Source organism: Streptomyces tailanensis, assembly GCF_008386495.1.
Classification (GTDB): domain Bacteria; phylum Actinomycetota; class Actinomycetes; order Streptomycetales; family Streptomycetaceae; genus Streptomyces; species Streptomyces tailanensis.
Map to the genome: position 1 here is coordinate 41,859 of NZ_VTHJ01000029.1, position 11,936 is coordinate 53,794.

Consider the following 11,936-nt stretch of genomic DNA (forward strand, 5'->3'; position numbering starts at 1 on the left):
CCCGTCATGCGTGCCCGCCTGATCCTTCCCGGCCTGCTGGCCGCCACCGCGCTCACCCTCGTCGGCTGCGGCGCGGAGAAGTCCGCCTCCTCCAGCGGTACCGCAGAAGAGACCAGCCCCACGGCCTCCGGCTCCTCCTCGCCGGCGCAGGCAAGGGCCAGCACCGGGGCGGTCCCCGAGACGCTGCGGTTCACCGGCACGACCGTGGACGGTAAGCCGTTCGACGCGGCCATGCTGGCGGGCAAGCCCACCGTGTTGTGGTTCTGGGCGCCGTGGTGTCCCACCTGCAAGGCCCAGGGCCCCGAAACCGCCAAGGTCGCCGACCGGTTCCAGGGCCAGGCGCACGTGATCGGGGTGGCCGGACTCGACAAGACCAAGGCCATGAAGGACTTTGTCGCCGACACCGGGGTCGGCGCCTTCCCGAACCTGTCCGACGAGCCGGGGATATCTGGAAGAAGTTCGAGATCACCCAGCAGAGCGTCTACGTGATCCTCGACAAGGACGGCAAGACGGTCTTCACCGGCAGCCTCCCGGCCGGCAAGGGCCTCGCCGACAAGCTCAGCCCGCTCGTCGGCTGAGCCGCCATGTCCGATCTGCCGCTGGCCCTCGCTCTGACCGCGGGCATGCTCGCCGCCGTCAACCCCAGGGTGGTCGACGCGATACTGCGTCACCTGGGGCAGCACTTCGGCAACCCGTCCAGCAGCCATCCCTATAGCGATCAGCCCGCCACGCGCTCGGACAAGCACGCGCGCAGGTCGAGGCCGGCCTCTTCGCCCTTCAGGGCGAAGAGCAAGTCAATTCTGCGAGCTTCCCTCGGGCTCTTCGGCAGCATGTCGAGCGCCGTGACGCAGTGTTGTAGCAGGTCAGGCATTGTCCCGGACCGGGCCCGCCCGCAGAAGGCTGCCTCTTTCCCGCGGTTCCCGCGGGAAAGAGGCAGCCGGCGTCAGTGGCCTGCGGTGAGCTGGCCGGCGAGGCGTTCGTGCATGTCCGCGCTGGGCTCGTTCAGGCCGATGATGGTGACCTTCTTGCCGCGCTGCTTGTACTTGGTCTCGATGGCGTCCAGGGCGGCCACTGACGAGGCGTCCCAGATGTGGGCGTCGGTGAGGTCTATGACGACGTCGTCCGGGTCGTCCTTGTAGTTGAACTGGTAGACGAGGTCGTTGGACGAGGCGAAGAACAGCTCGCCGGTAACGGCGTAGACGACCTGGTTGCCGTCGGGGTCGACGACGCCGGAGACGTTGGCGAGGTGGGCGACGCGCTTGGCGAAGATCACCATGGCGGTGATGGAGCCGAGGACGACACCGATGGCGAGGTTGTGGGTGGCGACCACGGCGGCGACGGTGACGACCATGACGGTGGTCTCGCCCAGCGGCATCCGCTTCAGCGTCTTGGGCTGGATGGAGTGCCAGTCGAAGGTGGCGACCGACACCAGGATCATGACGGCGACCAGGGCGGCCATCGGAATGTCGGAGACGACAGGGCCGAAGGCGATGCACAGGACCATCAGGAAGGACCCGGCCAGGAAGGTCGACAGGCGGGTGCGGGCGCCGGACGTCTTCACGTTGATCATCGTCTGGCCGATCATGGCGCAGCCGCCCATGCCGCCGAAGAAGCCGGTGACGATGTTGGCGATGCCCTGGCCGATGGACTCACGGGTCTTGTTGGAGTGGGTGTCGGTGATGTCGTCTACCAGCTTGGCCGTCATCAGCGACTCCATCAGCCCGACCAGCGCGAAGGCGAACGCGTACGGGGCGATGATGGTCAGCGTGTCCAGCGTGAACGGCACGTCGGGCAAGCCCGGGACCGGGAGCGAGGAGGGCAGGTCGCCCTTGTCGCCGACGTTGGGGACGGCGATGCCCGCGGCGACGGTGATGACCGTGAGGATGACGATGGAGACCAGGGGGGCCGGGACGGTCTTGGTGATCTTCGGGAAGAGCACCATGAGCGCGAGGCCGCCGGCGATCAGCGGGTAGACGGCCCACGGGACGTCGTGCATCTCGGGCACCTGGGCCATGAAGATGAGGATGGCGAGGGCGTTGACGAAGCCCACCATCACCGAGCGCGGCACGAATCGCATCAGCTTGGCGACGCCCAGCGCACCGAGAACGATCTGGATGAGCCCGCCGAGGATGACGGCGGCGATCAGGTAACCCAGGCCATAGTCGTGGTTGAGCGGCGCGATGACCAGCGCCATCGCGCCGGTCGCGGCGGAGATCATGGCCGTGCGGCCACCGACGAACGAGATCACCACAGCCATGGTGAACGACGCGAACAGGCCGATCGCCGGGTCGACCCCGGCGATGATCGAGAAGGAGATGGCCTCAGGGATCAGTGCCAGCGCCACCACCAGACCGGCCAGCACCTCGGTGCGGAAGACCTTCGGGGAATCGAGCCAGTCGGGCTTGACTGTGCCCTTTGAAAAACGGGCGCGCAGCTTGGGGCCTGCGGACAGCAGTGAAGACATGCAACCGTTTCTGTTCGGGCGCGCACATCCACCTGCTGGATGTGCGCGCGTCGTACTCGACTCCACGCAAGGGGCGGAAGTCCCCGGCGGCCCGGCCTCGACGGGGGCCCTGCCGGATGGAGTGGCAGCCTTCGCGGCTGCCGGTCGGGCATCATTGCCCGGAAGTCTGCGGGTGCCGGCGGGGCCCGGTCGGGGCCCGCGCTCTGCCGGGGCCGCCCTGGCTGCGCCTTTACAGCGTGGCTGCCCTCGCAAAAAGACTCTACCCTGACGTGAGGTGAGAGTGCGACCTGTGGCTTGTGAAATGCAGGTGAACACGGCCTCGGATCATGTGATTCCAGACACGTATGCTGGAGCACTTCGAACGTTCGAACGCGGCGGGACGCAGAAGGAGAAGGCGTGACGATGACTGAGCGGCAGATGCAGATCGGCGAGGTGGCCGAGCGGACCGGTTTGTCGCTGCGCACGATCCGCCACTACGAGGAAGTCGGCCTCGTCATCCCGTCCGCCCGCAGCAAGGGCGGCTTCCGTCTCTACACCGAGGCCGACGTCGAGCGCCTGATGGTCATCCGCCGCATGAAGCCGCTGGACTTCTCGCTGGAGGAGATGCGGGACCTGCTGGAGATCACCGACCGCATCGCCGACACCGACAAGCCGCCCGCCGGCGAGGAGATGGAGCGGCTGCGCGAGCGCCTCGACTCCTACCGGAAGGTGGCCGACGCCCGCTGCGAAACGCTGCGCGCCCAACTGATGGCCGCCGAGGACTTCGCCACCACGCTCCGCCGCAGGCTCGGCACAGGGAACTGACAGCGGCGCGCGAGGGGACATTCTCCTCACGCGCCGCCCGGCCGACTCCGCTTACGAGGCTGTCGGCTCACCGCTGCCGTAAGGACGGGTGATGACCTCCATGCCGTGTCCGGCGGGGTCCATGAAGTACATACCGCGCCCGCCGTCGTTGCGGTTGATCTCGCCAGGCTTCTTGCCGTGCGGATCGGTCCAGTACGTGATCTCGGCATCCTGGATCCGCTGGAAGATGGCGTCGAACTCACCCGGACGGTGACCGACACGCGATGCCGTGCCGTCATCCTAAAGGGCCAATGCCCCGTCGCCCCAAGGTATTTCGTCGGTCAGAGGCTGCCCATACGTGGGCGGCTGCGTCCTTCAGTACGCCCACCACCGGCCCGAGTCGCTTTGCCGTACCCAGCACGCGATGCCGTCCTCGCCGATCACGCGCACGTGGGCGCTGTCGAGGCGATCGGCCTTGACGCTGCAGGCTCGGGACCAGTTGCCGCGGGCGTCCACGTTCTCGAAGGCCACGTCCCCGGCGTCGGTGCGGGTGGCCCGTCCGGCGGTGAGGATCATCTCGGAGCCGTCGGTCAGATTCACCATGAACGTTCCCATCGGCGTTCTCATCCTCTCGGCGTGGACTGCGCGTGAGCGTGCAGTCCACCCCTGCCCCGGCGGGCAGGCGGCCGCTTCAGTAGCACCACCAGGTGCCGTCGGGCGGCTGTGGAATCCAGTGGTAGCCGCCGCCGTCGGCGGGGCCGCGCCGGAAGACGGCCGTCACCGTGTCCACCCGGTACGTGTGCACCCGCTCGGAGTTGCCGTGCAGGTCGGTGCGCTCCAGCACGATCTCGCCCGACGCGGTGCGCCCGGCGGCGTCCGCCTCGATCACGGCGTCCTCGCCGTGGGCCAGCTGCAGCATGGAGTTTGCCGCTTGTGAATTACGCCTACAGTTGGAGAGTCGTCTTACAGACTCTCACGTGTCAATAGAGTCTTGACGAGCCAGCCGATCCACTGGACAGGTCCGGCCGGCGCGGCGGCGCCGGTAAGCCCTCCACTCGGCGGTGGTCGGGGCCGCCACACCCTTTCCCGCCTCAGCCGCCGCCTCGGCGGAGCTTCGCGGCCGGGTCGGAAGCGAGCCGGCCACGGGCGCCCCAGAAGTCGATGGCCCGCAGGATGGTGCCCAGGGCGCGCTGCGCGGCCGCACTGTTCCGGTCGCCCCAGTGCCCGTCGCACCAGGCGGCCAGGCTGTCGGCGGCGTCGGGTTCGTCCGGGACGCCGAGGCGCTCGTGCGAGCCGAGATGAGTGCCCAGCACCAGCATGGCGGTGTGATCGACCTCGCCGGAGGCTTCGGCGAGAAAGCCGGCGATCGCCTGCCGCACGGTCGGCACCACAGAGGGCGCCGCCGGGCGAGGACGGCTACGCGCGGCCCGGGGCTGCGCGGGAGGGCCCGCCGACCGCGCAGGACCCCTGGCCGGTTTCGCCGCCGCCGGGTCGGGTTGCGCGACGGGCCGCGGGGCCGGTGTGGCGGTCGGCGCCGGGCGCGGCGCGGGCCCCGTTGAGGGCCGCTCCCCGGGCCCGTACAGGCAGTTGGAGACGTAGTCGCCGGGGACGGGCGTGTTCTGGGCGATGGAGGTCTCAAGCACCTCGGCGTCGCAGGTCCGACACAGCGACACCTCGCGCCAGCCGATGATCGACAGCTGGGTGCCGCGCGAGTGGCGGGTCATCGACTGCGGCCTCTCCACGATGTCCTGGCCGCCGCAGCCCGCGCAGCGGGGAGCGCCCCGCATCCACTGGGCCCCGCACGACAGGCAGGTAACCCGGATGTCACCCTCGCAGGGCTCCCCGCGCAGCTCCTCGCCCTCCCCGCACGACGGGCACTCCGCCACACCCGCCATCGGCCTTCCCTCCCGGCTGCCTCATCAGACTGCGCACGCCATTCAAGTCTACCTTCACGTGAGTGTAGACTCCGGAGTGGATGATCAACGGCCGAGCATGCCGGTGGTGACGCGGCAGGAGGTCGGCGCCCGCACACCCCTGGCGTTCAGGTCCGGCCGGGTCCGCAGGACAACCTGTCCACCGTCGCGCGGGCGGCCGGCGGGAAGTGATGGAGACCCTGGCGCCGCGACATGCCCTATTCGTGTGCGGCGAGGAGGTGCTCGAGCCGGGCGTCGGGAAACTCCCGCTCGAAGGAGCCGGCCTGCCAGCGGTCCGGGAACAGGGCGAGGACGGCCTTGTCGCGGATACGGGTCAGCGCCTCGCCCTTGACCAGCCGAGAGCGGTTGAGCGCCTCACCTCCGGCCGTGTCCGTCGCCCGCGCCAGATGGTAGGGCAGCATCTCCAGCCGTACAGGCGCGGAGAACTCGCCCGCCATCCGCGCGGAAACGACATCGAACTGCATCGGCCCCACCGCGGCGAGCACCGGCGCCTGATCGCCGCGCACATCCGACACCAGGACCTGCACCACGCCCTCCTCATCCAACTGGGCGATGCCGCGCCGGAACTGCTTGGAGCGGCCGATGTCCACGGGGCGCACGACGGCGAAGTGCTCCGGGGCGAAGGTCGGCATGGACGGAAAGAGGGCGGGCGGCCCGTCGTAGAGGGTGTCGCCCACGCGCAGGGCGGCGGCGTTGACCAGGCCGACCACGTCACCGGGGTAGGCGGTGTCGACCATGGAGCGATCCTGTCCGAAGACGCTGTGCGCGTACTTGGTGGCGAACGGCTTGCCGGAGGCGGCGCGGGTGACGGTCGCTCCCCGTTCGAACATGCCCGAGCACACCCGCAGGAACGCGATCCGGTCGCGGTGCGAGGGGTCCATGTTCGCCTGCACCTTGAACACCAGTCCGGAGAAGGGCGCGTCGACCGGGCGGCTGCCGCCACCCTCCAGCCCACGGGGGCCGGGCGGTGGGGCGAGGTCGACGACGGCGTCCAGAAGCAGCCGAACGCCGATGTTGGACAGGGCGGCCCCGAAGAAGACCGGCGTGGAGGTACCGGCCAGGAACGAGGGGCGGTCGAACTCAGCCCCGTCCGCCCGCAGGAGTTCCAGCTCGTCGGTGGCCTGCGCCCAGTCGGCGCCCTCCTCCAAGGCGGCCTGCTCGGCGGGGATCGGCTCCTCGACGGCTTCGTGGGCACCGCCGGGCGCCCGGGTGTAGCGCAGCATCCGGCCGGGTTCGCGTACGTCGATCAGTCCGCGCAGGTATCCGGCGGTGCCGACCGGCCAGGTGATGGGGGTGGGCCTGAGGCGGAACTCGCGCTCGATCTCGTCGAGCAGCTCCAGCGCCTCGCGCCCCGGGCGGTCCCACTTGTTGACGAACGTGATCACCGGAATGCCGCGGTGGCGGCAGACGTCGAAGAGCTTGCGGGTCTGCTCCTCCAGGCCCTTGGCCGCGTCGATGAGCATCACCGCGCAGTCCACCGCCGCCAGCACCCGGTAGGTGTCCTCGGAGAAGTCCGCGTGCCCAGGAGTGTCCAGCAGATTCAGCACGCAGTCGCGGTGGGCGAACTGCAGCACCGCCGACGTGACGGAGATGCCGCGGGCCTTCTCCATCTCCATCCAGTCCGAAGACACCCCGCGGCGCCCGGACTTGCCGTGCACCGCACCCGCCTCGGTTATCGCGTGCGCATGCAGGGCGAGGGCCTCGGTGAGCGTGGACTTGCCCGCGTCCGGATGGCTGATCACCGCGAACGTCCGCCGCCGGGCGGCCTCGGAGGCCGCCCATTCACTGGTGGCGTTCACCGCACCGCCTTCACGGCCGTCGTGGGGGCATCAAGGAGCTTGGCCAGGTGCCCGTGCAGGGAGTGGGCGAATTCCTCCGCCGACGCCGGCTCCCGGCGCAGGTCCACGCACCGTGCATCGGCCTCCACCCAGTACTTCCGCAACATCGCCACCAGTTCCTCGTGCGCTTCCTCGTCGTTCTCGGGCAAGGGCCCGCCCGCGTCGGGCAGCCGCTCCAGGACGTCCGGCAGTGCCCGTACGTCCTCCAGGCAGAGGCCGAGCGGGCGCATCCGGCGCACCAGTGCCAGCCTGCGCACCTCCGCCTCCGTATAGAGGCGGAAGCCGCCCGTACTGCGCTCGCTGGGCGCGACCACGCCGACGTCCTCGTAGTGGCGGATCGTGCGCAGCGACAAGCCCGTGCGCTCGGACAGCTCGCCGATCCGCATCAGCCTTCCGCCCACGGCTCCACCACCTCGCGTCGCCCGCCCGGCTCCCTTGCCTACTACAAACTTACCCTGACGTTAGGGTAGGTTTGTAGTCGCTGCAACGAGATGGCCTGACAGGCCGCCGTCGTTGCCAGGCGGCGCCGCCCTCATCCCCCGAGGGGCGGCGCCGCCCCTTGACCGCCAATGGGCATGAGCCGGCGCGCCGCCGGCAGCCCGATCCCGCTCAGGAAGCGGCACCGCAAAGCGTCTTGGTGTCCTCGCGTCCGGTGGCGACAGCCGCGGCCTGAACGCCGTCATCCGGTCCGTCGCGCATTGCGCCGTCGTCGACCACGGCGACGAGGTCATCGGCTTCCGGGACGGCTGGAAGGGCCTCGTGGAGTGCGACTACCTCAAGCTCGACCTCGACGCGGTGAGCGGCGTCCTGGCTCGCGGCGGCACCATCCTCGGCTCCTCCCGGTTCCAGCCTGCGCATCTGCGTGACGGTGCGGAGCGGGCCAAGGGGCATCTCCGTAAAGCAGTTGCGGGACCGGCCCGGCACGCAGCCACAATCGGCGCAGCACACGTCCCGGCATGTGGAGGAGCATACGTGATCAGCCCTGCCTTCCCTCGTATCGCACGATCTGATGTGCCCCTCATCGTCATCGGCACCCGCTACGCAGGCGGTCCCGACCACCAGCGACGGATGGCTGACGCCGATGCCCACGAGTTCGACCGCGGCCCCTGGGCCGGCGGACGTGCCGTCATCACCTGGTTTCTGAGCATGGACGGCGAGACGTTGCTGACCTGTGCCCAATGGGACAGCGACGCGGCATACGACGCGTACCTGCGAGGCAACGGCCCGGCGACCCCGCTCGCCGGACCGCCCGGCTACCGGCTGTACCGCAGCCTGGCCGAGGAGGGCGAGACCCGCACCCCCGGCTGCCTGATCACCGCAGCCTTCGACGTGGACGGACCCGAGCGGCAGCGGTACTTCACCGACGCCGTCATCGCGGCCCAGCCCGAGGAGGGCGGGCACCCGGGAGCGATCTCGGCGCACTTCCTGCTGAGCACCGACGGAACCCGGGTGCTCCTCTACACGGAATGGACCAGCACCGAGGCCCACCAGGAGGCGGCCGAGGCGGGCGATCACGACAAGGGACACGACATCTTCTCCAGCACACCCGGCGTACGGCTCACCCACGGCAACCGCTACCACCTCCACCGCGCGCTGTCCCGTCCGCTGCCGTAGCGGCCCCGCTCCGACGGCTGAACGCCTCGGCCTCGCCGTGCTGAACCGGCTGGTTGGGCAGCCAATGAATCACCTCGGCAGACTCTCCGGTAACGTCAGAGTATGAGTCATCCGCATCCAGAACTGAAAGCCGCCCCTCCCCTGCCCAAGGGAGGGCTGCGGGTCGTCGCCCTGGGCGGCCTGGGTGAGATCGGCCGCAACATGACCGTCTTCGAGCACGCCGGCAAACTCCTCGTCGTCGACTGCGGCGTCCTGTTCCCCGAAGAGACCCAGCCCGGCGTGGACGTGATCCTGCCGGACTTCACCTCGATCCGGGACCGCCTGGACGACATCGTGGCCGTAGTGCTCACCCACGGCCACGAGGACCACATCGGCGGCGTGCCGTACCTGCTGCGCGAGCGCTCCGACATCCCCGTCGTGGGCTCGAAGCTGACGCTGGCGTTCCTGGAGGCCAAGCTCAAGGAGCACGGCATCCGGCCACGCACGGTGCGGGTGCGTGAGGGCGACCGGCGCACCTTCGGCCCCTTCGACTGCGAGTTCATCGCGGTCAACCACTCCATCCCGGACGGCCTCGCGGTCGCGATCCGCACCGGCGCCGGAATGGTGCTGCACACCGGCGACTTCAAGATGGACCAGTTTCCGCTGGACGACCGCATCACGGACCTGCGCGCCTTCGCCCGCCTCGGCGAGGAGGGCGTTGACCTGTTCCTGACCGATTCCACCAACGCCGAGGTGCCCGGCTTCACCACGTCCGAGCGCGAGTTGAACCCGGCGATCGAGCAGGTGCTGCGGACCGCCCCGCGCCGGGTGATCGTCTCCAGCTTCGCCAGCCATGTGCACCGCATCCAGCAGGTCCTGGACGCCGCGCACCAGCACGGCCGCAAGGTCGCCTTCGTGGGCCGCTCCATGGTCCGCAACATGGGCATCGCCCGCGAACTCGGGTACCTGCAGGTGCCCTCGGGCCTGGTCGTGAGCACCAAGGAAATGGAGAAGCTCCCCGACCACAAGATCACCCTGGTGTGCACCGGATCCCAGGGCGAGCCCATGGCGGCTCTCTCCCGGATGGCCAACCGCGACCACGTGATCCGCATCGGCAAGGGCGACACCGTCCTGCTCGCCAGCTCCCTCATCCCGGGCAACGAGAACGCCATCTACCGGGTGATCAACGGGCTGACCCGCTGGGGCGCCCACGTCGTCCACAAGGGCAACGCCAAGGTCCACGTCTCCGGGCACGCCAGCGCCGGTGAACTCGTCTACTGCTACAACATCGTCAAACCCCGCAATGTCATGCCCGTCCACGGCGAATGGCGCCATCTGCGGGCCAACGGCGACCTCGCCATCCGCACCGGACTCGATCCCGACCGGGTGGTCATCGCCGAGGACGGCGTCGTCGTCGACCTCGTCGACGGCCGCGCCTCGATCACCGGCAAGGTGCCCGCGGGCAACGTCTACGTGGACGGCATGGAAGTCGGCGGCGCCACCGAAGCCTCCCTCAAGGACCGCCTCACCCTCGCCGCGGAAGGCGTCGTCACGGTGGTGGCCCTCGTCGACGCCGACACCGGCGCGCTGGCCGAAGCCCCCGACTTCCTGGCGCGCGGTTTCGTCCACGACGACACCACCTTCGAACCCGTCATCCCGGTGATCGAGAAGACCTTGGCCACCGCGGCCCAGGAAGGCGTCGGCGACGCGCACCAGCTCGAACAGCTGATCGCCCGCGCCGTGGGCAACTGGGCGTTCCGTACCCACCGCCGCAGGCCGCTGATCATCCCGGTCGTCATCGACGCCTGACAGAGCCGCCACCCCAACTCCCCATTCCCACGCCGGCAGCGGCACTCATGCATCCACGAACGTCAGAAGGGTGAGCGGATGGGCCTGCGCTTCGAGGAGATCGACTGGCAACCGACACCGATCGGTGAGATCAGTCTGCGTCGGCGCCGCCACCCGGTCTCGGGGGACGACGTGTACGAGGTGAAGCTCGGCGACGAGTTCCTGATGTCCAGCCTCTTCACCGCCGGCGAGATCGCGCTCGCGGAACTCGCCCTGGCGAAACTGCCGGACACCGAACTGGACGTAGCCGTCGGCGGACTCGGGCTCGGCCACACCGCCCAGGCGGCCCTGGACGACCCCCGGGGGCGCTCGCTGACCGTGATCGACGCGCTCGCCGAAGTCATCGACTGGCACCAGCGGCACTTGGTACCCCTCGGAGCCCGGCTGTCCTCGGACGCCCGCTGCCGCCTGGTGCACGGAGACTTCTTCGCGCTGGCCGCCGACCCCTGCGGTCTGGACCCGAAAGAGCCGGGCCGTCGCTTCCACGCCATCCTGCTGGACGTCGACCACTCGCCGCGCCATGTGCTCCACCCCCGGCACGCGGCGCTCTACCAGCCTGCCGGGCTTCGCGCCCTCGCCGCTCACCTCCACCCCGGCGGGGTGTTCGCCCTGTGGTCGAACGACCCGCCCGACGAGCAGTTCACCTCCGCGCTCACGGAGGTCTTCGCACAAGCAGCGGCCCATGTCGTCGACTTCGACAACCCCCTGCAAGGCGGCACCTCGGCCAACACCGTCTACCTCGCCGGCACGGCACCGGACACGCCGTAGGACGACGCCTCGACCGGATCCGGCGATCCGGCGCGGCCACTCAGGTACGGCAGAACAGCCTCTCCAGGTGGTAGCCCAGCACCTTCCGGGCGGACTCCTGCGTGCGCCGGCCGACCAGGACGCTCGTACCGAGGCCGTGGCTGAGGGCGAGCAGGCGTACGGACTCGACGCTCGGGTCCGCGCGGGCGTCGAGGACACCATCCGTCTGCGCCTGCCGCAGCAGATCGGCAAGCTGACCCTCCAAGCGCTCAGGGCCCTCGGCGAAGGACTCGGCGGCGAGTTCGGGATCGGTCATCGCCAGCATCGCGCACGAGGTCCACAGGATGTGGAAGGCGCGGCTCGCCTCGTCGGTGGGCAGGGCCTCTTCGAGCAGGGCCTCGACAAGGGCCCGCGGGGACGGCGGGGACCGCTGGGCGGCCAGGCGGGCTGCCCAGCGCTCGTGACTTTGCTGTTCCAGATGCCGCAACGCGGCCAGCATCAGCTGAGCCTTGGTCTCGAAGTAGTACTGCACCAGCCGCACCGACACTCCGGCCTCGGCCGCGACCACGCGCATGGTCGCGGCGTGCACGCCGTCACGGGTGGCGACGCGGACCAGACCCTCGATGATCTGAGCCCGGCGCTGCGCATGGTCAGCGGTCCTCGGCACGCTCGCCCTCCTTTCCCCAAAGCCATTTTGATACGGCGTACCATAACGTTGCCGGATCCGAT

12 protein-coding genes and 2 pseudogenes are annotated in these 11,936 nt (G+C 69.6%); 6 read left to right on the forward strand and 8 right to left on the reverse strand.

The features are described 5' to 3' along the window. Positions 1-6: 6 nt before the first annotated feature. The gene (locus F3T56_RS23340) at positions 7-489 is read left to right on the forward strand and encodes a TlpA family protein disulfide reductase (RefSeq protein WP_246203779.1); all 483 of its coding nucleotides are present in this window, start codon (positions 7-9) and stop codon (positions 487-489) included. Positions 490-943: 454 nt separating this feature from the next. On the opposite strand, the gene F3T56_RS23345 is transcribed toward F3T56_RS23340, so the two are convergent. Next, a complete protein-coding gene (locus tag F3T56_RS23345; protein WP_149827326.1) occupies positions 944-2,464 on the reverse strand; it encodes a SulP family inorganic anion transporter in 1,521 nt (506 codons plus the stop codon). A gap of 402 nt (positions 2,465-2,866) precedes the next feature. On the opposite strand from F3T56_RS23345, the gene F3T56_RS23350 reads away from it, so the two are divergent. Continuing rightward, complete coding sequence (locus F3T56_RS23350) at positions 2,867-3,268, forward strand: MerR family transcriptional regulator (RefSeq protein ID WP_149827382.1); 402 nt, start codon at positions 2,867-2,869, stop codon at positions 3,266-3,268. A gap of 51 nt (positions 3,269-3,319) precedes the next feature. Here F3T56_RS23350 and F3T56_RS48085 read toward each other — a convergent pair. From F3T56_RS48085 to F3T56_RS23380, 6 genes and pseudogenes are all read right to left on the reverse strand, one after another. Further along, positions 3,320-3,508: pseudogene (locus F3T56_RS48085) on the reverse strand (VOC family protein); the annotation flags it as partial. A gap of 114 nt (positions 3,509-3,622) precedes the next feature. Then, entirely contained in the window at positions 3,623-3,862 is a 240-nt protein-coding gene (locus tag F3T56_RS23360; RefSeq protein ID WP_149827327.1) for a hypothetical protein, read from the reverse strand. Between the two features lie 76 nt (positions 3,863-3,938). Beyond that, positions 3,939-4,166 (reverse strand): hypothetical protein, encoded by a 228-nt coding sequence (locus F3T56_RS23365; protein ID WP_149827328.1) that lies wholly within the window; start codon positions 4,164-4,166, stop codon positions 3,939-3,941. Between the two features lie 172 nt (positions 4,167-4,338). Next, on the reverse strand, positions 4,339-5,142 hold the full coding sequence (locus F3T56_RS23370) for a hypothetical protein (protein ID WP_149827329.1): 804 nt from the start codon (positions 5,140-5,142) through the stop codon (positions 4,339-4,341). A gap of 236 nt (positions 5,143-5,378) precedes the next feature. Continuing rightward, the gene (locus tag F3T56_RS23375; protein ID WP_149827330.1) at positions 5,379-6,980 is read right to left on the reverse strand and encodes a peptide chain release factor 3; all 1,602 of its coding nucleotides are present in this window, start codon (positions 6,978-6,980) and stop codon (positions 5,379-5,381) included. Beyond that, positions 6,977-7,420, reverse strand: coding sequence for a MerR family transcriptional regulator (locus tag F3T56_RS23380; protein WP_149827331.1), 444 nt, complete (start codon positions 7,418-7,420; stop codon positions 6,977-6,979). The genes F3T56_RS23375 and F3T56_RS23380 overlap by 4 nt, the downstream gene beginning before the upstream one ends. 268 nt (positions 7,421-7,688) lie before the next feature. On the opposite strand from F3T56_RS23380, the pseudogene F3T56_RS23385 reads away from it, so the two are divergent. From F3T56_RS23385 to F3T56_RS23400, 4 genes and pseudogenes are all read left to right on the forward strand, one after another. Then, positions 7,689-7,919, forward strand: a pseudogene (locus F3T56_RS23385) (6-phosphofructokinase); the annotation flags it as partial. Between the two features lie 72 nt (positions 7,920-7,991). Next, the gene (locus F3T56_RS23390; RefSeq protein ID WP_149827332.1) at positions 7,992-8,633 is read left to right on the forward strand and encodes an antibiotic biosynthesis monooxygenase; all 642 of its coding nucleotides are present in this window, start codon (positions 7,992-7,994) and stop codon (positions 8,631-8,633) included. A gap of 102 nt (positions 8,634-8,735) precedes the next feature. Then, complete coding sequence (locus tag F3T56_RS23395) at positions 8,736-10,421, forward strand: ribonuclease J (protein ID WP_149827333.1); 1,686 nt, start codon at positions 8,736-8,738, stop codon at positions 10,419-10,421. 78 nt (positions 10,422-10,499) lie between these two features. Then, the gene (locus F3T56_RS23400) at positions 10,500-11,228 is read left to right on the forward strand and encodes a polyamine aminopropyltransferase (RefSeq protein ID WP_149827334.1); all 729 of its coding nucleotides are present in this window, start codon (positions 10,500-10,502) and stop codon (positions 11,226-11,228) included. A gap of 40 nt (positions 11,229-11,268) precedes the next feature. Here the strand turns inward: F3T56_RS23400 and F3T56_RS23405 are convergent, their stop codons facing one another. Next, positions 11,269-11,874, reverse strand: a complete 606-nt coding sequence (locus F3T56_RS23405; RefSeq protein ID WP_149827335.1) for a TetR/AcrR family transcriptional regulator — start codon at positions 11,872-11,874, stop codon at positions 11,269-11,271. Positions 11,875-11,936: the final 62 nt, after the last annotated feature.

Bases quoted from the DNA above. Each gene is read 5' to 3' on its own strand.
- F3T56_RS23395 (WP_149827333.1), top strand. From the start codon at position 8,736: ATGAGTCATCCGCATCCAGAACTGAAAGCCGCCCCTCCCCTGCCCAAG.
- F3T56_RS23370 (WP_149827329.1), bottom strand. From the start codon at position 5,142: ATGGCGGGTGTGGCGGAGTGCCCGTCGTGCGGGGAGGGCGAGGAGCTG.
- F3T56_RS23350 (WP_149827382.1), top strand. From the start codon at position 2,867: ATGACTGAGCGGCAGATGCAGATCGGCGAGGTGGCCGAGCGGACCGGT.
- F3T56_RS23340 (WP_246203779.1), top strand. From the start codon at position 7: ATGCGTGCCCGCCTGATCCTTCCCGGCCTGCTGGCCGCCACCGCGCTC.
- F3T56_RS23400 (WP_149827334.1), top strand. From the start codon at position 10,500: ATGGGCCTGCGCTTCGAGGAGATCGACTGGCAACCGACACCGATCGGT.
- F3T56_RS23345 (WP_149827326.1), bottom strand. From the start codon at position 2,464: ATGTCTTCACTGCTGTCCGCAGGCCCCAAGCTGCGCGCCCGTTTTTCA.
- F3T56_RS23365 (WP_149827328.1), bottom strand. From the start codon at position 4,166: ATGCTGCAGCTGGCCCACGGCGAGGACGCCGTGATCGAGGCGGACGCC.
- F3T56_RS23360 (WP_149827327.1), bottom strand. From the start codon at position 3,862: ATGGGAACGTTCATGGTGAATCTGACCGACGGCTCCGAGATGATCCTC.